At 60.3% G+C, this 26,962-nt stretch carries 26 protein-coding genes; 10 read left to right on the plus strand and 16 right to left on the minus strand.

All coding sequences use genetic code 11. The features are described 5' to 3' along the window. Positions 1-7: 7 nt before the first annotated feature. Positions 8-1,294 carry a citrate synthase gene (locus IH881_06510; protein MCH7867332.1) on the minus strand — a complete coding sequence of 429 codons (1,287 nt, stop codon included), beginning with the start codon at positions 1,292-1,294 and terminating at the stop codon, positions 8-10. A gap of 446 nt (positions 1,295-1,740) precedes the next feature. After that, positions 1,741-3,462, minus strand: a complete 1,722-nt coding sequence (locus IH881_06515; protein ID MCH7867333.1) for a glycosyltransferase family 39 protein — start codon at positions 3,460-3,462, stop codon at positions 1,741-1,743. A gap of 115 nt (positions 3,463-3,577) precedes the next feature. Here IH881_06515 and IH881_06520 point away from each other — a divergent pair, with 115 nt between their 5' ends. After that, entirely contained in the window at positions 3,578-4,198 is a 621-nt protein-coding gene (locus tag IH881_06520; protein MCH7867334.1) for a hypothetical protein, read from the plus strand. Between the two features lie 54 nt (positions 4,199-4,252). On the opposite strand, the gene IH881_06525 is transcribed toward IH881_06520, so the two are convergent. Then, a complete protein-coding gene (locus tag IH881_06525; protein ID MCH7867335.1) occupies positions 4,253-4,630 on the minus strand; it encodes a translation initiation factor Sui1 in 378 nt (125 codons plus the stop codon). A 28-nt stretch (positions 4,631-4,658) separates the two neighbouring features. Then, the gene (locus IH881_06530; protein ID MCH7867336.1) at positions 4,659-5,093 is read right to left on the minus strand and encodes a CoA-binding protein; all 435 of its coding nucleotides are present in this window, start codon (positions 5,091-5,093) and stop codon (positions 4,659-4,661) included. A 92-nt stretch (positions 5,094-5,185) separates the two neighbouring features. On the opposite strand from IH881_06530, the gene IH881_06535 reads away from it, so the two are divergent. Continuing rightward, entirely contained in the window at positions 5,186-6,664 is a 1,479-nt protein-coding gene (locus IH881_06535) for an insulinase family protein (GenBank protein MCH7867337.1), read from the plus strand. Next, entirely contained in the window at positions 6,661-8,094 is a 1,434-nt protein-coding gene (locus IH881_06540; GenBank protein ID MCH7867338.1) for an insulinase family protein, read from the plus strand. The genes IH881_06535 and IH881_06540 overlap by 4 nt, the downstream gene beginning before the upstream one ends. 24 nt (positions 8,095-8,118) lie before the next feature. Here IH881_06540 and IH881_06545 read toward each other — a convergent pair whose 3' ends face one another. The 10 genes from IH881_06545 to IH881_06590 form a co-directional block, all read right to left on the minus strand. Beyond that, positions 8,119-9,096, minus strand: coding sequence for a WYL domain-containing protein (locus tag IH881_06545; protein MCH7867339.1), 978 nt, complete (start codon positions 9,094-9,096; stop codon positions 8,119-8,121). A 58-nt stretch (positions 9,097-9,154) separates the two neighbouring features. Beyond that, positions 9,155-10,417 carry a patatin-like phospholipase family protein gene (locus tag IH881_06550; protein ID MCH7867340.1) on the minus strand — a complete coding sequence of 421 codons (1,263 nt, stop codon included), beginning with the start codon at positions 10,415-10,417 and terminating at the stop codon, positions 9,155-9,157. Between the two features lie 8 nt (positions 10,418-10,425). After that, complete coding sequence (efp, locus tag IH881_06555; protein MCH7867341.1) at positions 10,426-10,989, minus strand: elongation factor P; 564 nt, start codon at positions 10,987-10,989, stop codon at positions 10,426-10,428. Between the two features lie 197 nt (positions 10,990-11,186). Further along, positions 11,187-12,230 carry a hypothetical protein gene (locus tag IH881_06560; protein MCH7867342.1) on the minus strand — a complete coding sequence of 348 codons (1,044 nt, stop codon included), beginning with the start codon at positions 12,228-12,230 and terminating at the stop codon, positions 11,187-11,189. Then, on the minus strand, positions 12,227-13,360 hold the full coding sequence (locus IH881_06565) for an acyltransferase family protein (protein ID MCH7867343.1): 1,134 nt from the start codon (positions 13,358-13,360) through the stop codon (positions 12,227-12,229). The genes IH881_06560 and IH881_06565 overlap by 4 nt, the downstream gene beginning before the upstream one ends. A gap of 46 nt (positions 13,361-13,406) precedes the next feature. Next, positions 13,407-14,249, minus strand: a complete 843-nt coding sequence (locus IH881_06570) for a ParA family protein (GenBank protein MCH7867344.1) — start codon at positions 14,247-14,249, stop codon at positions 13,407-13,409. A 285-nt stretch (positions 14,250-14,534) separates the two neighbouring features. Further along, a complete protein-coding gene (locus tag IH881_06575) occupies positions 14,535-15,503 on the minus strand; it encodes an electron transfer flavoprotein subunit alpha/FixB family protein (protein MCH7867345.1) in 969 nt (322 codons plus the stop codon). Positions 15,504-15,525: 22 nt separating this feature from the next. Beyond that, positions 15,526-16,305: an electron transfer flavoprotein subunit beta/FixA family protein gene (locus IH881_06580; GenBank protein ID MCH7867346.1), complete on the minus strand. Its 780-nt coding sequence runs from the start codon at positions 16,303-16,305 to the stop codon at positions 15,526-15,528. A 213-nt stretch (positions 16,306-16,518) separates the two neighbouring features. Further along, a complete protein-coding gene (locus IH881_06585) occupies positions 16,519-17,241 on the minus strand; it encodes a hypothetical protein (protein ID MCH7867347.1) in 723 nt (240 codons plus the stop codon). Positions 17,242-17,415: 174 nt separating this feature from the next. Next, positions 17,416-18,222 (minus strand): PD-(D/E)XK nuclease family protein, encoded by an 807-nt coding sequence (locus tag IH881_06590; protein ID MCH7867348.1) that lies wholly within the window; start codon positions 18,220-18,222, stop codon positions 17,416-17,418. Between the two features lie 208 nt (positions 18,223-18,430). Here IH881_06590 and IH881_06595 point away from each other — a divergent pair, with 208 nt between their 5' ends. The 4 genes from IH881_06595 (at position 18,431) to nadA (ending at position 21,956) form a co-directional block, all read left to right on the plus strand. Next, positions 18,431-19,333: a hypothetical protein gene (locus IH881_06595; protein ID MCH7867349.1), complete on the plus strand. Its 903-nt coding sequence runs from the start codon at positions 18,431-18,433 to the stop codon at positions 19,331-19,333. Positions 19,334-19,335: 2 nt separating this feature from the next. Then, a complete protein-coding gene (locus tag IH881_06600) occupies positions 19,336-19,851 on the plus strand; it encodes a cytochrome c-type biogenesis protein CcmH (GenBank protein ID MCH7867350.1) in 516 nt (171 codons plus the stop codon). A gap of 3 nt (positions 19,852-19,854) precedes the next feature. Then, the gene (locus IH881_06605; protein MCH7867351.1) at positions 19,855-20,910 is read left to right on the plus strand and encodes a serine/threonine protein kinase; all 1,056 of its coding nucleotides are present in this window, start codon (positions 19,855-19,857) and stop codon (positions 20,908-20,910) included. Positions 20,911-20,981: 71 nt separating this feature from the next. Then, entirely contained in the window at positions 20,982-21,956 is a 975-nt protein-coding gene (gene nadA / locus IH881_06610; GenBank protein MCH7867352.1) for a quinolinate synthase NadA, read from the plus strand. A gap of 27 nt (positions 21,957-21,983) precedes the next feature. Here nadA and IH881_06615 read toward each other — a convergent pair whose 3' ends face one another. After that, positions 21,984-23,033 (minus strand): CoA ester lyase, encoded by a 1,050-nt coding sequence (locus IH881_06615; GenBank protein ID MCH7867353.1) that lies wholly within the window; start codon positions 23,031-23,033, stop codon positions 21,984-21,986. 119 nt (positions 23,034-23,152) lie between these two features. Here IH881_06615 and IH881_06620 point away from each other — a divergent pair, with 119 nt between their 5' ends. Both IH881_06620 and IH881_06625 read left to right on the plus strand, forming a co-directional pair. Then, complete coding sequence (locus IH881_06620) at positions 23,153-23,593, plus strand: response regulator (protein MCH7867354.1); 441 nt, start codon at positions 23,153-23,155, stop codon at positions 23,591-23,593. Positions 23,594-23,814: 221 nt separating this feature from the next. Beyond that, on the plus strand, positions 23,815-24,429 hold the full coding sequence (locus tag IH881_06625; protein ID MCH7867355.1) for a hypothetical protein: 615 nt from the start codon (positions 23,815-23,817) through the stop codon (positions 24,427-24,429). Positions 24,430-24,439: 10 nt separating this feature from the next. Here the strand turns inward: IH881_06625 and IH881_06630 are convergent, their stop codons facing one another. Beyond that, positions 24,440-25,546, minus strand: a complete 1,107-nt coding sequence (locus tag IH881_06630) for a hypothetical protein (protein MCH7867356.1) — start codon at positions 25,544-25,546, stop codon at positions 24,440-24,442. A gap of 226 nt (positions 25,547-25,772) precedes the next feature. On the opposite strand from IH881_06630, the gene IH881_06635 reads away from it, so the two are divergent. Further along, entirely contained in the window at positions 25,773-26,912 is a 1,140-nt protein-coding gene (locus IH881_06635; GenBank protein ID MCH7867357.1) for a Re/Si-specific NAD(P)(+) transhydrogenase subunit alpha, read from the plus strand. Positions 26,913-26,962 lie beyond the last annotated feature (50 nt).

Consider the following 26,962-nt stretch of genomic DNA (forward strand, 5'->3'; position numbering starts at 1 on the left):
CCCGACGCTAGCGATCGTCGATGGGGACGTAGCTGCGCACGGTTGATCCGGTGTAGATCTGTCGCGGGCGCGCGATCTTGAAGTCTGAGGACTGGTGGAGTTCCAGCCACTGGGAGATCCAGCCCGGCAGACGGCCCATTGCGAACAACGCCGTAAACATGTTCGACGGAGTTCCGATCGCGTTGTAGATCACGCCAGAATAGAAATCGACGTTGGGGTAGAGCTTGCGCTCAATGAAGTATTCGTCCTTGAGTGCGATTTCCTCGAGTTCAACGGCAATTTCGAGCAGCTTGCTGTGAACGCCCAACTTGTTGAGAACGTCGTGAGAGGCCGCCTTGATGATCTTGGCCCGGGGGTCAAAGTTCTTGTAGACCCGGTGACCAAAACCCATCAGCCGCGAAGTGTCGTCCCGACTCTTCGCGCGCTCGACAAACTCCTTGGCGCTCATTCCTTCGTCGCGAATCTCGGCCAGCATGTCGATCACGGCCTGGTTGGCTCCGCCATGCAGCGGACCCCATAGCGCGTTGATCCCCGCGGCGATTGCACCGAACAGATTCACCATCGACGAACCCACGAGTCGCACGCAACTGGTTGAACAGTTTTGCTCATGGTCCGCGTGCAGGATCAGCAACAGGTCGATTGCCTTTTCGATTACCGGATCCGGTTCGTAGTCTTCACACGGGTTCGCAAACATCATGTGCAGAAAATTGCCGACGTAACTGAGGCTGTTGCGCGGGTACATGAATGGGTGACCGATCGAATGCTTGTACGCGTACGCGGCCAGGGTCGGGAGTTTCGCGATGAGCCTGTGAGACGAAATTTCCACCTGCATTTTGTCTCGAGGTTCGAGGGAATCCGGGTAGAAGGTGGACAACGCACCCACAGCGGCCGAACAGGAGGCCATCGGATGAGCGTCCTTGGGGAACGCGCCGTAAAAGCGCTTCATGTCTTCGTGGAGCATGGTGTGGCGCTGGATCGATTCCTTGAAGGTATCGAGCTGATCTTTCGTCGGAAGGTTGCCCTTCATGAGCAGGTAGGCGACTTCGAGGAAGGAACTCTTGGCGGCCAATTCTTCAATGGGAATGCCGCGGTAGCGCAAAATTCCCTTGTCCCCGTCGATGAAGGTGATTGCGCTCTTGGTCGAGCCCGTGTTCGCGAAGCCCGGATCGAAAGTCGTCAAACCGGTTTCGGCGCGGAGTCCGGTGATGTCGATCGCTTGCTCCCCCTCGGAACCAATCAAGATGGGGAGTTCAATTGTCTGGTCACCGATCTTGAGTATCGCGACTTCGCCCATGTTCATTCCCTCCCCATTCCTCGTTAACGCGCTTGTTACGGCGCCTTACTCCGGTCGATTGTCCCCTCCGCATCTCTGCGGTGGTGCTCCGGCGCAATTCCGTTCAAGGTAAATCGATGAACGTTTCACACTTCCATTGGCATTGGCGATTGATTTCAGCGTTTACAGCCTGAGCCTGTTGGCCGAAAGGCCAAGCAAAGTCTGTCTGATCGGCTACAGCTCAAGTCTCCCCGGCGGCGCACATGGGACTCGACTCTCGTCCGTCGCCTGTCTCATCCGACTTCCGACTCGAGCCTCACCGCCGAAGCGTGCCCCGTGACACTAGCGAAAACGCGCAATTCCCGATAGCCCGACCGCCGGAAACGCTACATAAATCAAGCACTCACGGTGCCATTGTTAAACCTGTTTTTCATCGTCTATCGCCGCGAATCAAGTTCGGGGAGTCGTCAGCGGACGGCCACCGGAGGTGGTTGGGTCCCGGACGGACTGATGACCACCAGTTTGCGCTCACCACTGCGCGAGTGCGCGCGCACTTCGAACTTTGCCACCCGCGGTACTTGATCCACTTTCGTTTGCTTGACGATGATATTGCGACCGCCGGAGTCGAGAAAATCGCGCAGACTCTGCTCGCTGCGCAGGTTGACTACGGGATGTCCCGAGTAATACGCGATGCCACCCGCCAGGGCCGGATGATCGAACACGCCGATTGGAGAACCGCTTTCGCTCAAGACCGCTGCGGCCCGAGAAATTGGTCTGGGAGATTTCTCATCGTCAAAGGCGGGATAGGCGACCGCGAAGACCAGGACTTCCAGCAGGTAGATTCCCGCGAGCGGCGCACTCAACTGAACGAGCGGAGACGCTCGTCGCGCCATCAACAACAAACTCGCGGCCAGGCTGAACGTCGCGATGACAAGCAAGATCGAACCGAATGCGGCGGGCAACGCGAAGCCCGGGTAGCTGGGCAGGGCCGCTCCCCCGTTTCCCCAGACGAACGCGCCGAACCCCAACGCGGCGATTGCGACTCCAGCCAGTGTGGCCCAGACCACTCGCGGCAATTGGTTTCGCCGCACTAGAAACTCGTCGATCGCGGCGCCACAGAGGATCGCGACAGCCGGGTAGGTCGGCAGCAAATAAAGGCCGCGCTTGCCCGCCGAGAGCGAGAAGAAGGCGAAGCACAGTCCCACCCACACGATTAGAAGTCGCGTTCCGTTTCGTTGCACGGAAATCGATTCCCGTGTGGCTGTGCGCCAGACCTGGATCCCAACCCAGGGCCACAACAACGACCAGGGTAGGAACTCGAGGGGGAAGTGAATGAAAAAATATGAAAACGGGCGGACGTGTGCCGTGCCGGAAAAGAATCGAGCAAACACATTTTGGACGATGGCCTGGTCGAAAAAACCCGACGGAGCCATTGCGGTCGCCAGTGCAAGCCAAGCAACCGCTGGTCCTAGAGAGATGGCAAAGCTTCGCGCCGGAAACACTTGTCGGAAGTTTCGCAACTTCCCCTGCCAGGCCAGGTACAGGGCGAACGCCGGGATTGGCAAGAGTGCCACGGGTCCCTTGGTCAGCAGCGCCAGACCCAGCGCAATGTGAAGTGCATAGAACCAGCGACTGCGTTCACCCTCGGCGCCGTTGGGGTTTTCAACTCGACGTCGTCGGAGATCGACTTGACGGTCCAGTTGAAAGAGCGCGTAGAGAGCCAGCAACACGAAGAAGGTCAAGACGATGTCGAGTTGTGCGCGGCGAGCCATATGGGCAAAGCGAAAAACCGTAAGCAACACCGCACCACTGATCATGCCAGCGACAGGGCTTCGCGTGAGTGCGGTTCCAAATTGCAGGGTGAGCCAGATACATCCAACTCCGGCCAGTGCGGAGGGCAGGCGCGCGGCCAATTCGGTGACGCGTCCGGGAACCGCGCCGAACAGGGCGGCCATCCAGTAGTAGAGCGGGGGTTTCTGGGTATAGGGGGCGCCGTTTAGATGTAGCACCACGAGGCCGGTGGAGCCGTGTTCGAAGGATCGGAGCTCCTCGGCTACGGCTGCAAAGCGCGGTTCGTCCGGAGCCCAGAGGTCCGTGGCGCCCAGGCGAAAGAACAGCATGAACGCCGCGGCGATCAACAGCCCACCGATTGCCTGCTGCGGTCTCGCCGCCCTGCGAATGGAGTCCAACCGACAACCTCTCGGAGTGCTGGGGCCGCGCGGGAGTCAGTCTCGGCACTTGCGAGCTGATGACGCTTCAATCTGCGAGCAATCGACGGTACCCTGAATCCCCAGGAGGTGCCCCATGTCCGCGACCGAGATCCACAGCGCCGCTGAAGAACTAGTTGGCCGATTGCGTGAAAGCACGATAAAGACTGTCGATGTGGCTCAATTTCTCGACTCTCTTTCCGGAGAAGATCGCGTCCGAGCGGTTCGTGGGATGGGTGGGAAGGAACAGCGCAGGCTGTACGACGCTGTCGAAGGCTTCGCTCCGGTTCGACTGGTAGAGTTGGTTCCTCCGAGCGTTGAAGACCTCGGAGTCGTGCGGCACTACGGCAAGAACTCTCTTCCATTGTTCACCGAGTTCGAGAAGCGGTTTTCGCGAGCTCCCGATCGCAACCCAGCAGCGCCGGGGGAATTGATGGGGTTCAATTTTCAGACCATGTCCCCGGTTACCGGCCCGGGTTACTTCGTGGCCACCGAAGATGAGCAACGGGGGGAAGTGCTCGTCGACTACCGGCGCCTGCCCGACTGCCATCCCGCCGGATGGCCCGCAATCAAGAGCAATGAACGAGGTCTCTCGCGCTTCGTCTACGGCTTCATGGTCGATACCCTGCGCCGGGTTTCCGAGCACGTGACCATCGGGTCAGCGTCGCGCGACGGGAAGGATCTGGGGAATTGGTTCGTTCTCTGCAGAGAACCGTGAGCGTCAACTCTCGACACTCACGCAGGGGCGGTCGCTGCGTTTTCAGCGACGCGTTCAGCCGCCGGCTCGCTTGACTTTGAAATCGCGCTTCTTCAGTTCTTCAACCAATACATCGCAGTGGTCGCCCTGGATTTCGATCACTCCTTCCTTCACCGAGCCGCCGCCGCCGCAACGTCGCTTCAAATCTTTGGCCAATTCTTTGAGTTCTGCTTCCGGGAGTGCAATGCCGGTGAGGGTTGTCACGGTCTTTCCGTTGCGTCCCTTTGTTTCTCTCCGCACCCGAACAATGCCGTCGCCCTGGTCGAGCGCGACGTCGAGCTTGCGGGGGTTCTTGCGACACACGCAGCGCTTGCTCGGCAGGCCGCAATGCGGACACATGCGGCCGTGGTCCGAGGAGTAGACCAGGTTCGAATCGTCGTTGCGGGGGGCCATGTGCTGGGTGTCTCTTTTTGTCGGGCGGTTAGCCGGAGTGGGAAGCTTCGGCACCGAACAGTCGCCGGTGTTCGACCATGATACAGCGATCCTGAATCACGGTTATTCCTTCCGCGCGTAGCTCCGCGGCAGCGGCACCGTGATAGATCCCCAGTTGCATCCACACCGCCCTCGGTCGAATCTGCAGTTCAAGGATCTCCCGAGCGTGTTCGGGAATATTTTCTGGCGCCCGGAACAAGTTCACGAGGTCTATCGGCACATCGACATCAGAAAGGCTTCCGTACGTTCTTTCGCCGAGGATGTCCCCAGCCTGGGGATTGACCGGAATGATTCGCGCTCCCTGGGCTTGCATGTACTTGGGGATGCGGTGGGCATCTTCGGATTCGTCTTCCTTGATTCCGACGATCGCGATGATTTTGGCGCTGCGAAGAACTTCTCTCAACTCTCGGTCGTCATCCGACATGCGAGAATATCCCTGTTGGGTCAATGCGACGTCGCAGATATTTAGACCGCGACGGTCGACATCGGTCGACACCCTCGATACGGTATCGCGCCATGGGTTTTGCGCAGCACGAGACGAACCGCAAATGTCGGCGACGGGACGCCCCCAGCGGTGTTCTCAGGAAAAAACGACTGCTAGGCCTGTTTACGGCCACGCTCTGCGGGCTGGTCATCGCCACTCCGTATCCCCTTCACCCCGTCTATGCCCAGGAGATGGCCCAAGAGATGGCCCAATTGAGCGATCTCGCCGATCCGATTGAGCGGCTTCGGGAGACGCTGCTTCCCAACGGGCTGAAGATCTACACACTCGAAGATCACCGAACTCCGGTGGTTTCGTTCCAGGTCTGGGTACAAGTAGGTTCTGTGGACGAGACCCGGTACACCGGGCTCGCGCACTTGTTCGAGCACATGATGTTCAAGGGATCGAAGAATCTCGGCCCGGAGCAACACGCCCAGTGGGTGCAATCTCGCGGCGGGCGGATCAACGCTTTTACAAGCCGCGATGTCACCGTGTATCACGAGGATGTGACTTCGGAATCACTGCCCCTGGTGATCGACCTCGAAGCCGAGCGCTTTGGCAATCTGAACATTGGCGACCGTTCTCTCACCAGCGAGCGCGAAGTCGTGTTGGAAGAACGACGACTCAGGTCCGAGGACAGTCCCAGGGGTCGCGCCTCCGAGGCCCTTTCCGCGCTGCTCTGGAAGGCCCATCCGTATCGAAGGCCGGTCATCGGCTGGCGCAGCGATATCGAGGCGGTGACGGTCGAAGCTTGTCGCGCGTTTTTCAAGTCGTACTACGCGCCAAACAACTTCATCATCGTCGTGGTCGGCGACTTCGATTCAGAAGCAACGCTCTCACATATCAAACGATCCTTTGGCGCGCTTCCCCGCGGCCCCGAAATAGTCCGCACTCCGACCGTCGAGCCCGAACAACGGGGCGAGCGACGCGCCACCATCGAATTCGATGTAAAGGCCCCGATGGTGATTGCGGCCTGGCACGCGCCGCCCACGGGTCACGAAGACGGGCCGAGCCTCGATGTGGCGGGCCAGATTTTATCCGGCGGACGGTCGAGCCGTCTCTACCGATCCCTCGTCTACGATGCACAGCTCGCAACTCACGCCAGGGCGTACTACATCGAATACCACCAGGCCGGGATGTTCTACGCGAGCGCGGGGGTGCGTCCGGACAGCTCGATTGACGAAGCAGAGTCACTGTTGTTTTCGGAAATCCGTCGCATGGCAGAGGAGGGGGTCGACGAGGAGGAGGTCGCCAAGGCGACGCGCCAGCTCGAGGTCGCATTGGTCGGGAGTCTGGCCACGAACCACGCACTGGCGAACCGGATCGGAATTGAAATTACGGCATTCGGCAAAGTTCGCCCGTTGGCGAGCCGCCTGGAGGAAATTCGGCGCGTTACCCCAGCGGACGTGCAACGCGTGCTGCGGACCTACGTGAAAGACGACCAGCGCAGCGTCGTGCGGATGATTCCTGTTCATGCAGAACAAACAGATAAAAGCGAGCGGCAAAGCCCATGAAGATTCGATCGGTTCTCGTCGCGGGGGTGACCATTACGGGATCGCTTTGGCTGCTATCGGGTTGTGCCGGGCCACGTCCAGCGTGGGAACTCCCGACGCCACCGGTGAGGGAAGCCCCGATCATCGCCGAGGGTTCACTGATCCGGCGGACCCTGCCCAACGGCCTGCGCATCCTGATGTTGGAAGATCACTCGCGCCCGGTCGTGTCATTTGGGCTGGCCGTGCGCAGGGGCATCGCGATCGAAGCGCCGGGGGAGGAGGGCGTGGCCGCGCTCTGCAGCGAAGTCATGCAGCGCGGCGCTGGAGATCGGAACGCCCTCGCGATGGCGCGTTCGATAGACGAATTGGGCGCGACGTTTGGCGTCGCCGCCTCCTGGGATGCGATCCACATCCGTGCATCGGGCCTGGCGAGAGATGCCGATACGTTTTTGCAAATTGTCGCGGACGTCACACTGCGTCCGCGTTTCGATGAGATCGAAATCCAAAAAGCGCGCGACGAACAACTGGCCGGTCTCGCGAGTGGAAGCGACAACCCGAGGACCCTCCTGTCTTGGCAACTTGCCCGAACGCTGTATCCAGAGCACCGCTACGGAGTCCCCAGTAGGGGACTGCCGGAAAGTGTGCGTGCGCTTTCAAGGGCTGACGTACGCTCCTACTACGATCGAGTCTTCCACCCAAACAACGCAGTCTTCTACGCGACCGGAGACTTCGACAGCGGGCGACTGCTCGAGCAAGTCGAACTCGCGCTGGGGGCCTGGGCACGACACGCAGTTCCAGACCCGGTGGCTGCGCCGCCCCTACGGGTTCCAACGGCGCGCAAGATCGTAGTGGTGGACCGTCCGGAACTGTCCCAGGTGCGAATCGCGGTAGCCCACGAGGGCCTGCGACGCAGCGACCCGCGGAGAATCCCCGCCTCGCTGCTGAACGACATCTTGGGAGGGAGTGGGTTTTCGTCGCGTCTCACCGTGAGCATCCGCTCAAACGCGGGACTCACCTACAGCATTCGATCGGGCTTCGCGCTGCGCAGACGTCCCGGGCGCTTCAGCGTTACGACGTTTACCAGGGTGAATCAGGTGCGTCCGATGCTCGATCTATTGCTCGCAGAAGTGAAAGCGATCCGCAGCGATCGGCCGATCAGCGAGTACGAACTGCGCAACGCCAAGGCCTTCAGCGTGGGACAGTTCGCGCTCGGTCTCGAAACCTCGGTTGCGGTCATGGGGAGTCTGGTCAATCTCGATCTCTACGACCTGCCGGAAGATTCCCTCGACACCTATCGTGGACGCATACAACAGGTGACTCATCCCGAGGTCAAAGCGCTGGCGCAGGAGCTACTCTACCCCGACCGCGCCGCCATCGTCGTAGTGGGTCCCGCCGAAAAGTTGCTGCCGGAACTCGAGTCTCTCGGTCCGATCGAAGTCGTGACCTGGTAGTCCGAGTTCGAGGACGCGTCCCGGCTAACGCGGTGAGTAGCGCGCGGAAGTAGCCCGCAGCTCGGCGATCACGTCGTCGCGCAGAGACGCAGGTTCAAAGACCTCAGCGCCGGCACCAAAAGACATCACCCAATTGCGAAGTTCTGCGCTGCCCCCAACCTCCATCGTCAACTCGACCCCCCCATCTTCGAGCTCCGCAATCTTCTGACTCGGGTGCCAGTTGTGCTCCGTGACATGGGTTCGCCAGCTGGCATCGAAGCGAATTCGCACGCTGACTGGCGTCTCGGAAATCACGCCGAACGCGCTGGAGATGAACGCCTCGAAATCGAATGCTTCGTCGACCTCGAATGGTTTCGAGAGCGACGAAATCGCAAGGATCCGATCGACCGCAAAGGTGCGGATCTCCCCCGACCGGTGGTCGTGACCCACTACGTAGAGTCCCCCGCTGCGATACCAGACTCGATAGGGATCGAGTTCGCGGGTGTTCTTCTGCCCGCTGCGCGCTGTGCGATATTCGATCTCGACGGTCGTCTGGCTGAGCACGCTTTCGTTGAGCTGTCGAATCGTCTCGGACAATTGCTCGTAGCGTTTGTGTGGGCCGGGGAGGACGCGAAAGGAATCGGTGAGCCGGTTCAAGTAGGCGCCGAGTTCGGGACCGAGCCCGGCGCGAACCTTGCTGAGTGCCGAGCGGATCGAATCGTGGAATACCGTGCCCTCGAGCACCCGCAGTAGATCTTCGCTGAATGCCAGTGCGAGGAGTTCATCGGGTGTAAAGGGAACGTCGCCCAGGCGGAACGAGTCCATGAAACGGTAGAAGACGCGGTTGTCCCGCTTTTCGCTCACGACGGGGAAGCCGGCGTACATCAGCGCGTCGAGGTCGCGATACACAGTGCGGCGGACGCAGTCGAGGTCGTCGGCCAATTCGTCGAGTCCAACGCCTGTGCGGGTCTTGGCCAGGCGCTGAATGAGTTGCCACTGTCGCGCGAGCTGATCTCCCCGCATGCTTGCCCCCTCCTTGCTCCCGCCTGGTCGCTGGAGCTTAACCGAGGGTGAAGCTGCGCTACATCGGGTCGTCCGAAAAGAATCTGGCGAGTTCGTCCTCGTGCTCCCGGGCGTCGCGGTGGCCGAGTTCGATCAGGGGTCGCGCGTAGGCCTTGTCGAACAGCAAATACGAAAGTAAATCCGACTCTCTCGCCTCGGCACCCGTTCCAAGCATGCGCATCAAGACCCGCAAAAATGGTGAGAGTGAGAACTCGTTTCGGGAATCGGTCAGGAGTTGGCCTGCCATGATCCCGAGGTCTTGGGAGGGGCGAATCACCAGATCGTGAATCTTCTGCAGCGGACGCCCGTCGCCGGTTGCGACCGAAGTTGCATTGACCTTCTCGAGAAAATCCTCGCCGAAGGTCATTTCTCCATTTTTGATGAAGCGGTTGATCAGATGAAGTCGCGCGAGGTCGGAGTCGACCGGGCTCAGCATCAGCGCGTTCAACACCTTGCCCGCGAGGAACAAGGGATTGCCAAAGCCTTCGGTGCGCTGCTGGGCGAGTTCTTCGGACTCGGTCGCGGCGACGTTGCGCCCGGTTCCGATGACCAGCACGCGATTGGCTCCGAGTCGTACCGCGGGGGCCAGTGGCGTATTGAGCCGGAGTCCACCGTCGGCGTAGTAACGCGATCCAAGCCGCACGGCGGGGAACAGCATGGGAATTGCCGCCGAGGCGAGGGTGTGCATCGGGGACAGGCGAATGGGTTGCATGCGGATGCTGCCCTGGCTCGCCCAATGGGGCAGGCTGCGTTCCTTCTGTTCGACGAAGACCACCGCATGCCCCGTCGCAATCTGGGTGGTGGTGACGCAGACCGCTTCGAGCAGCCCGGCGCGCAGGTTGCGGCGAATGCCGCGCCAGGGAATCGATTCGAGGACGAGGCGTTCGAGTGGACGCGTGTCGAGCAGCCCGTACAGACGATCCGGACGCTGTCCTTCTCGCAGTTGCCGAGCGACCCGTCGCACGCCGAGCAGTCGACCGGGAATCTGAAGCATGTCTCGAGTCGTGAAGCGAAATATCTCGTCGACCCGCATCCGATCCCAGATCTGCTTCAGCAAATCGCCGCGTCCGCTCTCGCGGTCTGCCGTCGCCGCCAGGAAGGCGGCGTGAATGGCGCCGACCGAAGTCCCGCACACCACGTCAAAATCGATCGGCTTCCCGAGGCGATTGGGCAATTCCTCGAACAGGTAGTTGAGCACGCCGGCTTCGTAGGCGCCCCGGGCGCCGCCGCCCGCCAAAATGATTGCGCGCTTGACCTTCGGCGGTTGAGCCTGAGCAGCCAAGTCGAGGTCTAATTCACTCGCTCGACGTACGCTCCCGTGCGGGTATCGACCCGGACCTTCTCTCCTTCCTTGAGAAAGAGTGGGACCTGGATCACCGCGCCGGTTTCGAGCGTAGCGGGCTTGGTGGCCCCGGAGCTGGTGTCGCCTTTCAAGCCCGGGTCCGATTGAGCAATGGTGATTTCGACGAAGGAAGGCAATTCAATGTTGACCGGATTTCCCTTCCAAAAGAGCACATCGACTTCGGCGTTTTCGAGCAAGAACTTTGCGTTGTTGCCGATCACTTCGTCCGAGATCGGGATCTGGTCGTAGTCCTTGGTGTCCATGAAGATGCAGCTTTCGCCGTCTTTGTAGAGGTACTGCATGGTCTTCTCTTCGATATCTGCTTCGTTCACCTTCTCGCCGGCACGAAACGTCTTGTCGACGGTCTTGCCGTTGAGCAGGTTCTTGATCTTGGTGCGCACGAAAGCGCCGCCCTTGCCGGGCTTTACGTGTTGAAAATAGATGATGACATAGGGCGAGCCATTGATGTCGATCTTGAGTCCGTTCTTGAAGTCAGAGGTGCCTAGTGCCATTTTCCGCTCGTCTTCACTTTTCGTGTAAGGGGTGATTTTGGGCCGTGCATCGTCGATCTATCCCTATCGCAATTCCCCGCGCGATTCTTGATCTCGCAGCGTATGGGAAAGGGCGCGCAGCATAGCTGAGAGCGGTTGGGAACGCATTTCTCAGCCAAATCAGCGTGATGTGCAAGAGACGTGTAACCGATGGCCCGCTAGATGGGGGCGCTCTCCAACTGGAAGCGGCCGTCGACCATTGGGCCCGGGGCGATCCGGTAGCCCGGCTCGAAGCCCAGTTCCAGTCGCGCGCGTTCGGTGTCGAGGGTGAATCCGTAGTTGAGGTGGGGTGTGGTCGCACTCGTGGCGCTGGCTCTCCCGCCCATGAAGCTTGAAAGGCGTGACGCCAACGGGATCAATCCGCTGGGGATCGGCACGCTGGGTTCTCCCGTCCACTTGGCAAAGACGCTCAGGGGGACGGTTTCGAACCCCGCAATGTTGAACACACCTCGGGCCGTGCCGTGCAGCGCGAGTTGTATGGCGCGGACGACATCCTTTTCCGACACCAGGGCGCAGATCGGGTCGAACCCCATGGATCGAATGCGGGACTTCAGCGTCGCCGCCAGGATCGGGTTGAAGTAGACCTCGCTGCCTGTGCCCACCACCGATGGCAACCGGAGCAGCACGACTCGCAGTCCGGGGTTCTGGAACTCACCCTGGAAAATCATGTCGGCATTGACCCAACAGCGAATCTCCGGCGGTGTGTCCGGTGCCAGATCCAACTCACTCGACTCAGTGAACAGGTTGGCGTTCCCAGGCGACAGGCGATACACCAGCGCACTGCCCAGACAGATCAAGTTGTTGAGATCGCGCAATTCGAGTGCATGCTTCAGCACGAGTCGAGCTTCGGCGGTCTGCGAAGTCAGGCCGCCGGCCAGGGGCGGAACACTCGTGGTCGGCCATCCGTGGGCGGGGACATAGATCAGCGAATCGATGCGCGCTTCCTTGACCAGAGATGAATTGAAATAGGTCGCCATGCTGCGATGTCGCGCGAGATCGATTCGCGAATACGTGAGCCGGCGCTCGTCGGAACTCAGAAACCGGTCAAAGACGCTCGGGGGCGGGCCGGGGCCGAGTGCCACGATGCGCTCGACGCTCGGGTCGTGATACAAGCTCTTGACCAGGCGCCGACCGATCGGCGAATCCGCGTGGGTAACGGCAATGCGACACCCATACGCCGCTTCGGTTCGAATCGAACTCATCGGTGCTGATCGACCAGCCGCTGCACGGCGCGTCGGACTTGCCGTGACAAGAAGCGGAGAAGCTCCGGGTCACGAGCGTCTTCGGCGCTATAGCGCTCGTAGAATCGCAGGGGTTCGCCGTATACGATTTCGTAGGAAACCGGATAGGGGAGCAGACCTAGCGGACCCAACCACGGGAAGGTCGGAGTGATGGGCAACATGGGCATGCCGAATCGTTTGGCAAATTTGCTGAGGTCGAAGAGTACGGGCATCTGGTCGTCGCTTCCCACGACTGCAGTCGGGACGATCGGAGCGCCGGCGGCGAGGGATTGTTCGATGAAGCCCACGCGGAAGTCCTGCAAGCGGTAACGCTCGCTGAAGGGTTTGAGGGCGCCGTTCATGCCTTCCGGGAGCACCATCACGGCCTGACCGCTCGCGAGCAGGTCGGCGAAATTCTCACGGCTTCCCGTCACCTGTCCGGCCCGAGCGTAGAAGATGTTGACCCACGGCAATGTCCCCGCCCAGCGATCGACCACCGTGCGCGCCAGGCGCGGCGGATCGCACTTGAGCAAGAGGTCGGTCACCACCATCGCTGCGTCGAAGGGAAGCACCCCCGCGTGGTTTCCGGCGAGAATCACGGGCCCACGCTTCGGAATGTTCTCGTGTCCGCAGCTGCGCACGCGAAAGTAGATCCGGTAGAGCGCCGTGAAGATCGGAAGCGTGTTCCGCACGACATCGGCGGAAAGACCAAACCGATCGTAAGCGGCGTCTCCACCGGCCAGGTGGGCAATCGAGGCGATCCGGCGCCGTTCCTCGTCGCTCAGCAGCCGATCGACCCAACTCGTTCGATCGGGAAGCTCGACCTCAGAAAGTTCGGGCACCTCGATCCACTCGCGTTCCTTGACTTGCGTTCGGTTGCGGACCGCAATCGCGGGGCGCCGGGGCGAATCGATTCGAGGCCTGCGCGCCGCTGGCATGGCGTCGGTCTGACGCAAGAGCAGCATGCCTTCGAGGAAGGGGTCTGGCTCATCTTTGTCGACGGCAAACGGATCAGAGCCGAGTGCGGGCTTGGGCCGGCGCAGCGCCCGGGGCGCTATGCGGGATTGAGAGTTGGACGAGTGGAGAATGGCAGTGTCGGTTGCATGAGTCATGAGGGGGGCTCCTTTCGTCTGGCCAATTGGCCGTCCAACTGTTTTTTTAACTCGTGGGTTGTTGCCTCGCTTCGAGTTCCTCGGCGATGGACGCCATTACCTCTGCGCCTCGATCCTTGGGCGCGAATTCGATGATCGACAAGCCGCGAGACTGGGCCTCGTCAATTTTCACGTTGTAGCCGACAATGGCCAAAGAGAGTTCTTTCGGGAAGCGCTGTTCGAGCTTGTTGAGGATTTCGTGAGCGAGTCGAGTGCGGCGATAGAACATCGGGACCACCATCACGAGTTGAAGTCCGGGTTTGTCGTAGCGACTGCGCACCATTTCCAGGGTGCGCATCATTTCGGCGCATCCATCGAGGGCGAGAAAGGTGAGGGGGACTGGAACCACCACCTCGTCGACGGCCCGCAGGATGTTCAACGTGAGGGGCCCAAAGGACGGGGGTGCATCGAACAGGATGAAGTCGTAGTCCGAGGTGTTGGGGGCTGCGTCGAGGGTCTGGGCCAGGCGGTTCGTTGCATCCTCGTCGGTCAGCAGCCCCCCAGTCCAATTTGGAAAAAGCGCCAAGGACTTGTTCGCGACGATTACATCGAGGTTCGCAATTCGTGTAGACATTGCCGGGAGTGCCCTCGGAAGCGCGTCTCGATCCCCTCGTCGCTCCGAAGCCTTGACGGTTTCGCCCAGGATGCTGTCTACCAAAAGTTCGATCGCGCTGTGCCGGGGGCGACGCACTTCCAAACCCAGAACCTTGCCGAGTTGCCCCTGCGGGTCCATGTCGATTGCGAGAGTCCGCCGGCCGCGCCGAAGCGCCAAGTGAGCGGCGACGTTCGCGACAAGAGTCGTCTTGCCGCTGCCTCCTTTTTCATTGATGAAGGCAATTCGACGTGGAATGGGGACCCCCCAATCTGACACATCCGGCGAATCCAATTAGGTTACTTGAACTAGTAGCCCGCCGTTTTATTCGCCCAGTACTTTCGTAGACGTGACAATGATGATTGTCAACAACGATTTGAAGCACGGGGCTTTTCCAGGGCACAACTCAAGAGAATTCCGGGTGTGCCATCCATTGCCCACTGCTCTCCCCACACGCGATCGGAGAACGGAAATCGAAAAGGGAAAGGGCCCGCAAACATCTGGTTTGCGAGCCCTGAACTCACGATCGCGTGATCGGAATCGTCAACCCTTCGCGGCTGCGACGGCCTCCGTGAGCGCGGGAACGATATCGAACAAATCGGCCACGATTCCGACATCGGCCACTTCGAAGATCGGCGCGTCGGCGTCCTGGTTGATGGCGACGATGTAGTTCGAACCCTTCATGCCCACCAGATGCTGGATCGCACCGCTGATGCCGCAGGCGATGTAGAGCTTCGGGGTCACGACCTGACCCGAAGATCCGACCTGGTGCGCGTGGGGGAGCCAGCCGGCGTCCACCACGGGACGTGAGGCACCCATTGCGCCGCCCAGAGCGTCGGCCAGGGGCAGGATGATCTCCGGGAACTTTTCCGGGTCGCCCACACCACGGCCGCCGGACACTACGACATCGGCCTTGGTGAGGTCGATACCGGTGGTCTCACCCATCTTGATCTCGACAAACTTGGCCTTGGATCCGCTCAGATCGACGTCCAATTTGTTCACCGCACCGTCCGAAGAACCTGCGAAGGGCTCCATTGCGCCGGGCTGTACGGTGGCGACCGCTGGGCCTGCGACGCTCAGCTGGGCGTCGAGCTTGCCGTTGAAGATCCGGCGGGTGAGGGTCAGGCCCGAACCGCTGGCTTCGATGTTCGTGCAATCGCTGACGAATGCACAATCGAGTTTGGCGGCGATGCGCGGGGCGACATCCCAACCCGTCGGCGTGTTGGACAGCAGCACGAGGTCTGCACCAGACGCCTCGACCGCCGCCAGGATGGCGTTCCGGAAAACTTCGACGCCGTAGTTTGCAGCTTCGGGGGAATCGACCAGATAGGTCTCTCCTCCGCCCTTGCTGGCCAGGTCGCTCGCGATGGCTTCGACGCCACTCCCGATCACGAGGCTCTTGACCTCGCGGTCGCTGCCCCCGGCCACTTTATGTGCAAACGCCACCAACTCGAGGCTGGCGTCGCGTAGTTTTCCGTCATTGATTTCTGCTACGACGAGAACACTGCTCATTGTAAATCTCTCTTCCGTCGGCTTAGAGAAGCCCGAGCTCTTTGATCTTGGTGATGAGTTGCCCGACGACTTCGTCGGTCGATCCTTCGAGGATCTCCGCGCTGTCGCTCTTCGGGGGAACGAAGATCTTTTCGATCTTGGACTTGACCGCACCGGCGCCCGCTTGATCTGCGACGCCCAGGTCGGCCATGGTCTTCACGTCCAGGGGCTTTTTCTTGGCCTGCATGATGCCCTTGAGCGAGGCGTAGCGGACCTGATTGGCGCCCGTCTGAATCGCCACGACACAGGGTTGCGGAAGCTCGATGACATCGAGGGCACCGCCTTCGAGTTCGCGTTCAACTTTGACACTGTCACCGACCTCGACATGGAGCACGCCGGTGGCAGAGGGCATATCGAGCATCTCGGCCAGCATGGCCGGGACTGCGGATGAGTTGCCATCGTCAGACATGAAGCCCGTGAAAATGAGATCGGGATTTTCTTCTTTTGCGATTGCGGCCAGGATCTTTGCGCAACCGAGCACGTCCGATGCGTCGGCATCCTCGTCGTTTACGTGGATGGCTCGATCTGCGCCCATGCCAAGCGAGGTTCGCAGGGCCTGGGTGACGCGGTCGGGACCGATGGAAACGACGAACACGTCAGCTTCACCGGCATCCTTGAGTTGAAGCGCCTGCTCCAACGCGTACGTGTCGTAGCTATTGATTTCGAACTTGATGTTGCTGTCCTGGATCCAGGTGCCGTCGGCGTTGACTTCCAAGCGGGCGTCCTGATGCGGGACCTGTTTTAGACACACCATGACCTTCATGGGGGGAAACCTCCGGAGTTGCTGTGATTTTGAACTGGGCTCGCAACGGGTTCGTCCCGGAGCCCTGAAGAGCGCCGGAACCCTAACGGACGATTCGTGGCATTTCAACGGGGGCCGCAAACTCGCTCAGGAGGCCCCGAGCCAGCACTGCCCAGAGCTTGGGCAGGGGTGCAAAAGAAAGTCAATTGAGGCTCAGGGGCAGGTCAGATCGCGCTAGATCGCGCTGTAGTGCTTGTCGCTCCAATCGAGCAGGTACTGGCAGACCTCGTCGTAGATCTCGTCGCTGCTGCGCAGCGATTCTCCCGGGACGGCAAAGTTCGCGTCGGCGTCCTGCACACTGCGGATCTCGGTCGTCGTCCCCATGCGGCGCACGGTCTTGACCAGGGATCCGATGTCGCATTGGTGATCGCGGCTTCCCTGCACGAAGAGCGTGGGAGAGGTAATGCGGTAGAGCTGTTCCGCGCTGATGGCCTCCGGCTCGCCTGCCGCGTGCAGTGGGAAGCTGATCAGAAACGTCCCCCCAATGCGAATCTGGCTCGTGGCGATCTGCGCCGCGACTCGAGCTCCCAGCCCGTGTCCTCCAATGAACACGTGGGCAGGGGAGGTGGTCGGGTCCCGGTGCAGGGCGGCGATTGCCGTGCGGAAGGTGCGGATCAGCATTTCGCCAGTGTCGGCGCTGGCGGGCTCGCGGGCTTCCGCAAAGGGAAAATTGAAGCGAAGGGTCAGAAACCTTTCGTTGGTCAGCCGGTCTTGCAGGTGTTCGAGCAAAGGGTGGTGCAGATCGGAATCTGCGTCGTGGGCGATCACCATCGCAATGCGCTGGCAGGTGGGCCACCACTCGGGGATGCCCAGAACAGCCGAAATAGACTCGTTCCCGTGAATCGGTGCCACGAGTGGAATTTGCAATTCCTGGAACTGTGCGGTTTGCTCGACCAAGAAGACCCCTCTGGGGGACACCATATAGCACGGAATGGCGAAATTAAGTTCACCGGGATGGGAAGGGCGGGGGTTGAGATCGAACCACCCCCCGTGAGCTGCGGCTCTACGATCGCCTGCGCGCCACTTTGATCGAGCGACAGCCCGGAGCGGACAGTGGCTTGCGCGACATTCTCATTGGGGATGCTCGCGGAAGCAACGTTCGTTGTACTCGCACCAATCACAGAGTTTGTTGCGTCGTACGGGGAATTCCGTCGCCGCTTCGATGCGGTCGATCAGGCCTCTGGTTTCGCTGCGCAGGGTTTTCAGCTGTTCGGGGGTCCGCGTCGAGGTTCGCTGCTCCCGGCGCTGCAAGTAGTGCCACACCAGGCGATAGGGTTGTTCTTCTCCGTAGCGCTCGAGCAGTCCCAATTGATAGAGCGCCAGTTGGCGGTCGTTGTTCAAGTCCTTTTGGGGCGGGACGTAGCGCCCGGTTTTGTAGTCGTGGATTTCAATCGCGCCGTCCGATCCCCGCACAACCCGGTCGATCACGCCCCGCATGGCGTAGCCAGTTGATTTGCCGTCATTTTCGTCGCCGTTCTTTTCGCTCTTCTTGTCGCCGAGGTCGAACGTCACCTCTTCTTCGATTCCGAGCGTCTCGGTGTGATCGAAGGGATGGAAGCGGCGGTAGTAGTACTCGATACAGCGCACGCCCAGGTCGCGGTAGAAGGAAACTGGCGTCCCCTGGCGCACGATCTTCACGCGCTTGACGTCGTAGTTTTCGTCCCAGAAAGCGTGGTAGCGGAAGATCACCTGTTCGAGGGAGGGGATCTGACCTTGCCCGACGAATTCATACAGCCGCTCGAGGACTTCGTGAACCCGCTTGCCCATGAAAGCCTCGATCCCCTCGCTTTCAGACGGGATCTCGAGGATGTACCTGTACTCGAACTGCTTGGGGCACTTCTCGAAGCTGGAGAGGCGCGAGTGGCTGTACACTGTCATGGCGTCACTCAGAAGAATCGAAAAATGAAAAATAGAAATGAGCTACAGAGAAGAGGTACTCAATCCGAATCCGGGCTGCCACGCGCGGATGCCGATGTGGCCTCCGAAGGGCCAGGGAGCGGCCCAAGAGCGGTCGCCTGGCGAAGGCGGGGGTTTTGGGGCGGGCTGCTAGACTTGTCCGACGCGCCAGTGAAGAAAGGATCAGGCGATGACGGGCAAGAACGCAGAAGCAAGGAACGGGCCACGTCTCGTGGGTGATGACGATCAATTCGAAGGCGTCGTCGAGTCCCTCACCCGGTGCGCAGAAGACGCGCTTTCCCAGGCGGCGTGCGGAGGGATCGTCGATCCCGCCGAAGCCATTTCCTGGACTGAATTCGCCAAGCGTTTGATCCTGTATCAGCGCGACGAAGAATCCCTGCGCGGCGAAGTACCCGAACTCGCACGAGGGCTTGCGCAGCTGTTGTGCGAAATCGAGCTGCCGGGGGGGGCTGAACCCAAAGCCCTGACCCGTCAATTCATGAGCAAGTTGGTCGAGGTTCGCAACAAGTTGGCCCTCGATGTCGAGGCGGCCTACCAGGGTGATCCGGCTTCTCAGAGCTATACCGAGATTGCGGTTTCCTATCCCTCGCTCCAGGCGTTGACAGTCCATCGCATCGCCCATGAGCTTCACCTCCTGGGCGTGCCCACACTGCCCCGGATCATGAGCGAGTACGCCCACAGCACGACCGGAATCGACATCCACCCCGGAGCCACGATTGGTTCATACTTCTTTATCGACCACGGAACAGGGGTGGTGATCGGAGAGACCGCCGAAGTGGGCGACCGGGTGCGTCTCTATCAAGGTGTAACCCTGGGCGCGGCCTCTCTGCGCGACGGTCCATCGCTCCGAGGGCACAAGCGCCACCCGACGGTCGAAGACGATGTCACGATCTATGCAGGCGCCACGATTCTGGGCGGCGATACGGTGATCGGCGCCGGCAGTGTGATCGGCGGCAACGTCTGGATCACCAGTTCGATCAAGCCGGGCTCGCGAGTGATCGCCGAGGCACCACGTCAGGCCGTGCGCGGGGAAGACCCCGCCGCTGCCGCGCAATTGAAGTGGGATATCTGAACGTGCGGTATTCGCGCGGGCGTCGCACCGCCTTGCTGTCGATCGTCGGGGCCGTGCTCGTTTTGGGGTTCTGCGCCGGCACTGCCTCGGCAATCGAAGGCGCTCCCCCGTGGAGCTATGCGATGGCGCATGATCTGATGAGCCCGTTTTGCCCGGGGCGCACCCTCGCCGAATGTCCGAGTCCACAGGCGACCGATCTGCGCTTCTGGATCCTCACCCAGGCGGCAGCGGGGGTGAGCGAAGCGGACGTGCGCATGATGCTTGCGGAGCGCTTTGGCGACGTACTCCTGGCCGCACCGCGGGCGGAGGGTTGGGGACTCACCGCATACGTCGTCCCCATCGCGTTCTTCGTGATCGGCGGGCCCGTTGTCGTGCTCATCCTTCGCCGCCTCACGACCGGGAGCCATGCCGCGGCTGCGCTCGGAGCTGAACCGGTCAGCGTCAACGACTCCGCCAGTGACTCCGTCATCGATCCAGATCTGGAGCGACAACTGGAGAGCGAACTCGGAGACTACTGATTGATGGCACAGTCAGAGTTCTTCTTTCGCATCAGTCCAGACCGGGTACTCGAGGCGGTCGAATCCGAAGGCTTTCAGACGACAGGCCATTGCATGGCACTGAACGCCCTGGAAAACCGGGTCTACGACGTGCGTCTCGAAGAAGGAAACCCGGTCGTGATCAAGTTCTACCGACCCGGACGCTGGAGTCGGGAGACCATCCTCGACGAACACCGGATGCTCTTTGCCCTGCGCGACGCAGAAATTCCCGTGTGTGCGCCCTTGGTCTTCGACGACGGCGAAACCGTGCACGAGATTGAAGACATTTTCTATGCCATCTGGCCGCGGACTGGGGGGCGCTCGCCCGACGAACTCGCCGACCACGAGGTCGACGTGCTGGGCCGGCTGCTCGCACGCATTCACAACACGGGTGCGGCGACTCAAATAAAGCATCGTCCAACCCTCGATGCCGCAACCCTTCCCCTGGCATCGCTTTCGCTGCTTGAAGACCGTGGCTTTCTGCCTCCGAGCGTCGCCAAACGCTACCGCGAGGTCGTCGAAGCGGTGGTCAGCGTGTACGAAGAACGCGTCGGCGGAATTGAACTGCTTCCAATTCACGGGGATTGCCACCGCGGCAACATCCTGCGCAACGACGCGGGTTGGTCCTTTCTCGATTTCGACGACATGATGATCGGCCCAGCGGTGCACGATGTCTGGATGATGATCCCGGGGCGCGACATCGAGGCGCACCGCCAGCGCGATCGCCTGGTCGAAGCCTACGAACAATTTCGTCCCTTCGACCACCGCAGTTTCGAGTTGATCGAACCCCTGCGCGCTTTCCGCTTCATCTTCTACGCCGGTTGGATCGCCAAGCGCTGGGAGGATCCGGCGTTCCCCGACGCATTCCCCCATTTCGGAACTGAGGAGTACTGGCAAAACGAAACGGCCGATCTCGAAGAGCAGTTCGATCTGATTGAATCCGGCGACGATGTGTTCGAGGAGGGCGACGCCCGGGCGGCGGCTTCGGAAAGCGAGGCCGAGGGGGGACTCACGAACAAGGATTTTTTCTGGGATCTTTGATCTTCCCGCCCCCCACTCGCTACAATCTCCCCGCAAAATAGTCCGTGAACACCAACGGGAAAGTCACGTTCATGTCCGCACCACCCTCCAAAACTACACCCAAAACTACACCGCACGACATTCCTCATGACATCGAGGACGCGATTCTCGAACTGAAACGCGAACGTTCTGCGATCATCCTCGCCCACTACTACCAGGAATCCGAGATCCAGGATCTCGCCGATGTGGTGGGGGACTCGCTCGCCTTGGCCCAGGCCGCTCAGCAGGCCGATTGTGATGTCATTGCGTTTTGCGGCGTGCACTTCATGGCCGAGACCGCGAAGATTTTGAATCCGGACAAGCCCGTGGTGGTTCCAGATCTCGATGCCGGCTGTTCATTGGCGGACGGATGCCCGGCCGATGCGTTTCGCGACTTCATCGATCAGCATCCGGGTGCGGCAGTGCTGACCTACATCAACGCCTCGGCCGAAGTCAAGGCCATGAGCGATCTGATCTGCACCTCGTCGAACGCCGTCAAAATGGTGGAACACCTGGGCGATTGCCCGATCATCTTTGCGCCGGATCGCCACCTGGCTCGCTACGTGGGCAAGCAAGCCAAGCGAGAAGATCTGATCGTGTGGCAGGGGGCGTGCGTCGTCCACGAGTTGTTCAGTGCGAAGGGTCTGGCGAAACTCAAGGTGCAGCACCCCGATGCGGAGGTTCTGGCGCATCCCGAATGCGATCAGGCGGTGCTCGACCAGGCCGACTTCATCGCCTCGACCACGGGGATCATCAAGCGAGCGGTCGAGACACCGGAGATCCCGTCGATCATCGCGACCGAGGACGGTGTCTTTCACTCGATCTGGAAACAAGTGCCGGACAAGGTCTTGTTCCAGTCACCCGGCATGGACGAAAGCTGCGCTTGCAACCGGTGTCCCTACATGCGCCTCAATACCCTCGAAAAGCTCTACCTGGCACTGCGAGACCTCACCTCCCAGGTGGAGGTCGAGGAGTCGATTCGCGTCAGGGCACAGGTTCCGATCGAACGGATGCTTTCCCTGTCCTGAGAGCTGCGAGGGCAGGGCGATGGACTGCTAGAACTCGTACGCTTTTTTGAGTTCCGGATCGCCATCGGCCAGCATGCGCGCCAGATCGATCATCACCTTGCACTGCTTGAACGTGGCGTCGTCCTGCATTTTGCCATCCAGCATTGCGGCACCGGAACCGTCGCCCATGGCTTCGACGACACGCTTGGCAAACAGAACTTCCTCGGTGGGTGGGCTGAAGACGCGCCGTGCGATCGAGATCTGTGACGGGTGGATACTCCAGGCTCCGACGCAGCCCATCAGGAATGCATTGCGGAACTGGTCTTCGCAGGCCAACTCGTCTTTGATGTCTCCAAAGGGTCCGTAATAGGGATAGATGCCGTTGGCCGCGCAGGCGTCGACCATGCGGGCCAAGGTGTAGTGCCACAAGTCCTGTTGGGCCGAGACCCGTGCCGAGTCCGGAGCGCCTTCTACCGGGTCCGTGCGCACGAGATATCCAGGATGGCCACCACCGACTCGGGTCGTTTTCATTCTGCGACTCGCAGCGAGGTCGGCGGGTCCCAGGGAAAGGCCCTGCATGCGGGGCGATGCTCCGCAGATTTCTTCGACGTTCGTGACCCCGAGTGCGGTTTCCAATATGGCGTGAAGCTGTATCGGTTTTTTCAGCCCCGCCTTCGCTTCGAGTTGAGCGAGCAATCGATCCACGTAATGGATGTCCCACGCCCCTTCGACTTTGGGCACCATGATGACGTCGAGTTTGTCGCCGATCTCTAGCACCAGACGGGTGATGTCGTCGAGCATCCAAGGCGAATCGAGGCTGTTGATGCGGGTCCATAGCTGGCAGGAACCGAGATCGGTGTTGCTGGCGATCTGGATTAGGCCTTCCCGTGCGGCTTCTTTCTTTTCGAGCTTGATGGCATCTTCGAGATTGCCAAGCAACACGTCGCACTTGCGTGCAATCTGCGGAACTTTGTCGACCATTTTGGGATTGCTCGGGTCGAAGAAGTGAATCATGCGCGACGGGCGCAGAGGAATTTCGCGCAGCGGTGTCGGGGCTCCGAGGGCGAGCGGTTGAAAGAAATCCTTGGCACTTCGCATAGGGAGTTCTCCTGAGTCGTTCGCGTAATCTATGGCTACCCATTGCGACGAGCAATCCAACCGGCTTTTAGCCTCGTCGCAGTTTCGATGAGCCCTCAACCCGATAGCCAGAATGGTCGATGTCTGATCAAATTAGCTGCAAGCGGGATCGAATGACCAACCCCAAATCACTTACTGTCGTACTCATCGACGATAGCAAGATTGTGCTCGCCCAACTCGAGGAGTTGGTCGGTACCCTCGACGGCGTAGAGGTCGTCGCGACGGCCTGTGACGGGACCGGAGCGATTCGCATCGTCCGCGACCAGTCCCCGAACCTCGCGATCATGGACATCGTCATGCCCGGTATGGATGGACTCGCGGCGTTGCGGGTGATCAACGCAAATTTCCCAGAAACGCGAGTTGCGATGTTCTCTTCGGTAGCCGGTTCGGCCTCGAAGGCGGAAGAAGCGTTTAGACTCGGCGCCATTCAGGTCATCAGCAAGCCGATCGACAATCGGATGCTCGAAGCCCTCTTCGAGTCGGAACTTGCGTGGCGAGACAGCGCAGATTCACGGGGCTAGGGGGATGGCGGTCAAGTTCTTCGGTCAATTTCTCATAGAGCAAGGAGAAATCGACGCCGGGCAGCTCCGCGAAGCCCTGGAGCTGATGGACTCCGAAAACAAGCAACTCGGGGAGATCGGGATATCAGAAGGGATATCTGTGCCAGGCAGACGCCGATTCGATCAATATTCTGCAGCGCACGCGGAATCGACAGTTCGGCAAGCTCGCCGTGGAAATGGGGTTGCTCAAATTGCCCGAACTCTACGAAATCATCGCGATCCAGCGAGAATCTCGGCTCTTTGTAGGTGAAGCGTTGGTGCGGCTGGAGAGTCTCCCCGCGGATCGCCTGCCAACGCTACTGGATCAGTTCAAGCTCGATCAGTCTCCCTACGAGCCCGGTCGGCGAGACCGAGTTCCAGAATTCGAGCACAACCCCGCAGCAAATCTGGTGCTGGATCTCCTTCCCGTATTCTGCCTGCGTTTGGCCAAGATGCCGTTGAAGATCGGCGAAGGCCAGCCGATGTCCGAACTGTGTTCCTATCCAATGGGTGTTGGCGTCGCAATGAGCGGGAATCCCGGCCTCATCATGACCCTCGTGTTTGATGAAGTCTTTGGACGACGGATTGCGTCGCGCGTCTCTGGGCTCGAGGCAAGCCGTCTGAGCTCCGATCTCATCTACGACGGGATTGGAGAGTTTCTCAACGTGGTCGGTGGAAACGCAGTTGCGATGCTCGAGCGAGAGGGGATCATGGTGGAACTGGGGCCGCCGGTTCGCGATAGCGGGCTTGAAGCGGGGACGGGGTTTGAGCTCGTGATTGGTGACGGGTGTGCTGCTTTGATTCTCGAGAGCATTTAGGGGCGTTCGGCTAGGTGTAGTGAGATCGTCTTTTTGCGATGACGGCGCGGTCTAGTTCGAAGATCTTGGTTTTTTTGTAGCCCGGGGGAGCGTCGTCGTAGTTGGCGCCCTCTTCGAGATTGAACTTGTGGCCGTACAATCGCGATTCGACGATCCCCAGGTCCGAGCGTTGAGGGTGATCGCGCTTGGCCAATATTTCCGTTGAGGCGAAGACAGTCTCTCCCGCGGCGAGCGGGGCGGTGTGTCGACCGGTCTTGTAGAGGACATCGCCCAGGGTGTTGTCGCCGATATCCGGGCCGGAAATTCCCAGGCAGAGCGCAAACGGGATGCCACCGTAGATGACGAGTTGGCCCCCCAGATAGCGCTCGGGGTCCAGATCGATCATGTGTTGGTTGCAGTGCACCTGTGACGTGTTGTCGAGGATGCCTGTGAGGTGGATGTGCTCGCTGGTCACGGTTCGACCGCGGGAATGTGCCAGCAGGGTGCCGGGCTCGAAATCTTCGAAGAAGCCGTCGTCGCCAGCGAGGTGTGCGATTTCTGCGTAGTTGTTCTTGGCGTCGTACTCCGGGAGCCACAACTCGCAATCGATTGCGTCCGGTTCGAGTTCGAAGCCGTCGATCGTGGCATCGGCGTCGCCCTTGAATACCTGCACCTTGCGCTCGAAGGTCAACACGATGGCTTCGTCGCTGCCGCCAATGTTCTTGCGCGCGGTCGACTGGACATGAACGATCCCGAGATTGGGTCGGCTGGCAGAGGGCCTCACCCCGAGAATCTTGGTTTCGACTTCGATCGTGTCGCCAGGATACACCGGTGCACCGAAGCGCATGTTGATGTACTCGAGGTTGGCGCGCGCGTTTTCAGATATGTCTCCGACGGTCTGGCTGAACGCGACGAGCATCACCAGGCCAGGCGGACACACGAGGTCTCGGTACCCGTGAGCCTGGGCGAAGCGTCGGTTCTTCGAACAGGGATGGGTTGCAAATGAGAAATCGCCGAAGGTTGCAAAGAGTCCATCGGTTACGGTCTTTCCCCCACGATGTCGCAAGACTTGCCCGGGCCCAAAATCCTCCAAGAAGTTGCCGGTCTTCTTGTGCAGGACGCGCAGGTTTTCGCTCATGGAAGTTCCTCGGCCGAAGGGGCGACAACACTAGCAAGCCCGCGTGACAACGCGGCTTTTCGGATGTCTTTGCCTCATCTCAAAAGTCCGCTGGGGCGGAACCCTACCAATGAATCAAAAATCACCTACAAATACAGTTCGCCAGCTAGCAATGAGCGTCCGGGATTTCCCCGGATTGGGTTAGACCAGACCAGACCTCTCCCGAGGGGTTGTTGGAGTGGATGACGTGATCATCGGAGTCCCGAAGGAAACTGCAGCCGACGAGCGCCGGGTGGCGTTGGTCCCCGAAGGCGTCAAAGCCCTGAAGAAGCTGGGAGTCGATGTGCTGATCGAATCCGGCGCGGGTGTCGCCGCCGGATTCACGGACGCAAGCTACACGGACGCAGAGGCCAAGCTCGCCGCCAGCGCCGCCGAACTCTACGCTGTCGCCGACATCGTGATCAAGGTGCAGCCGCCGCAGGGAGATGAAATTACGGCGCTGCGCGAAGGCACCGCCCTGATCGGTCTGCTCAAACCGCTAGACATTCCCGAACTGGCCGTGCAGCTCGCCGCACGCAATGTGAGCGCATTCTCGGTCGAGTTGATGCCCCGCATCAGCCGGGCCCAGTCGATGGATGTGTTGTCTTCTCAGAGCACGATCGCCGGTTATCGCGCGGTCTTGCTGGCCGCGATGGCATTGCCTCGGGTGTTCCCAATGATGGTGACGGCGGCGGGTACGCTGCGTCCTGCGAAGGCGTTCATCATTGGTGCGGGTGTGGCGGGCTTGCAGGCGCTGGGCAGTGCGAAGCGACTCGGAGCCATTACCTCCGCGTACGACACCCGGGTGGCGGTGCGAGAGCAGGTTCAGAGTGTCGGGGCCAAGTTCATCGAGCTGGACCTGGATTCAGGCGATTCCGAGGACAGCGGCGGCTATGCCAAGGCCGAGACGGAAGAGTTCTACGTCAAGCAACGTCGGGAGTTGGGCAAACACGTCGCGGCCTCTGACATTGTGATTACGACCGCGCTGGTTCCCGGCCGCCAGGCGCCGCTTTTGATCACTGCGGAAGCTGTCGCGAATATGCGACCCGGTTCCGTCGTGGTCGATCTGGCCGCCGAGAAGGGCGGCAACTGCGAACTCACCGAAGCGGATAAAGACATCGTGGTAAACGGTGTGACGATCATCGGCCACACCAATCTTCCTTCCGAAGTTCCCGCTCACGCAAGCCAGATGTATTCGAAGAACCTGACAACCTTCCTCGGGCACCTGCTCGACGATGGCAAACTGGTGATCGATCGAGAGGACGAAATTACCAGCGGCACCCTGGTTTCGTACCGGGGTGAAGTGGTCAGCGAAATGATCCGTTCCCGCCTCGAAGCGAACGGATAAGTCAGAACGAATCCAGCAGTACGGCAAACGTAAAGCCAAGGAGAAGGCTC

Source organism: Myxococcales bacterium, from assembly GCA_022563535.1.
Classification (GTDB): Bacteria; Myxococcota_A; UBA9160; order UBA9160; family UBA4427; genus DUBZ01.

Excerpts from the sequence above, each read along its gene's own strand:
- IH881_06510 (MCH7867332.1), bottom strand. The coding sequence starts at position 1,294 with ATGGGCGAAGTCGCGATACTCAAGATCGGTGACCAGACAATTGAACTC.
- IH881_06520 (MCH7867334.1), top strand. The coding sequence starts at position 3,578 with ATGTCCGCGACCGAGATCCACAGCGCCGCTGAAGAACTAGTTGGCCGA.
- IH881_06525 (MCH7867335.1), bottom strand. The coding sequence starts at position 4,630 with ATGGCCCCCCGCAACGACGATTCGAACCTGGTCTACTCCTCGGACCAC.
- IH881_06530 (MCH7867336.1), bottom strand. The coding sequence starts at position 5,093 with ATGTCGGATGACGACCGAGAGTTGAGAGAAGTTCTTCGCAGCGCCAAA.
- IH881_06535 (MCH7867337.1), top strand. The coding sequence starts at position 5,186 with ATGGGTTTTGCGCAGCACGAGACGAACCGCAAATGTCGGCGACGGGAC.
- IH881_06540 (MCH7867338.1), top strand. The coding sequence starts at position 6,661 with ATGAAGATTCGATCGGTTCTCGTCGCGGGGGTGACCATTACGGGATCG.
- IH881_06545 (MCH7867339.1), bottom strand. The coding sequence starts at position 9,096 with ATGCGGGGAGATCAGCTCGCGCGACAGTGGCAACTCATTCAGCGCCTG.
- efp (MCH7867341.1), bottom strand. The coding sequence starts at position 10,989 with ATGGCACTAGGCACCTCTGACTTCAAGAACGGACTCAAGATCGACATC.
- IH881_06560 (MCH7867342.1), bottom strand. The coding sequence starts at position 12,230 with ATGAGTTCGATTCGAACCGAAGCGGCGTATGGGTGTCGCATTGCCGTT.
- IH881_06565 (MCH7867343.1), bottom strand. The coding sequence starts at position 13,360 with ATGACTCATGCAACCGACACTGCCATTCTCCACTCGTCCAACTCTCAA.
- IH881_06575 (MCH7867345.1), bottom strand. The coding sequence starts at position 15,503 with ATGAGCAGTGTTCTCGTCGTAGCAGAAATCAATGACGGAAAACTACGC.
- IH881_06580 (MCH7867346.1), bottom strand. The coding sequence starts at position 16,305 with ATGAAGGTCATGGTGTGTCTAAAACAGGTCCCGCATCAGGACGCCCGC.
- IH881_06590 (MCH7867348.1), bottom strand. The coding sequence starts at position 18,222 with ATGACAGTGTACAGCCACTCGCGCCTCTCCAGCTTCGAGAAGTGCCCC.
- IH881_06595 (MCH7867349.1), top strand. The coding sequence starts at position 18,431 with ATGACGGGCAAGAACGCAGAAGCAAGGAACGGGCCACGTCTCGTGGGT.
- IH881_06605 (MCH7867351.1), top strand. The coding sequence starts at position 19,855 with ATGGCACAGTCAGAGTTCTTCTTTCGCATCAGTCCAGACCGGGTACTC.
- nadA (MCH7867352.1), top strand. The coding sequence starts at position 20,982 with ATGTCCGCACCACCCTCCAAAACTACACCCAAAACTACACCGCACGAC.
- IH881_06615 (MCH7867353.1), bottom strand. The coding sequence starts at position 23,033 with ATGCGAAGTGCCAAGGATTTCTTTCAACCGCTCGCCCTCGGAGCCCCG.
- IH881_06620 (MCH7867354.1), top strand. The coding sequence starts at position 23,153 with ATGTCTGATCAAATTAGCTGCAAGCGGGATCGAATGACCAACCCCAAA.
- IH881_06630 (MCH7867356.1), bottom strand. The coding sequence starts at position 25,546 with ATGAGCGAAAACCTGCGCGTCCTGCACAAGAAGACCGGCAACTTCTTG.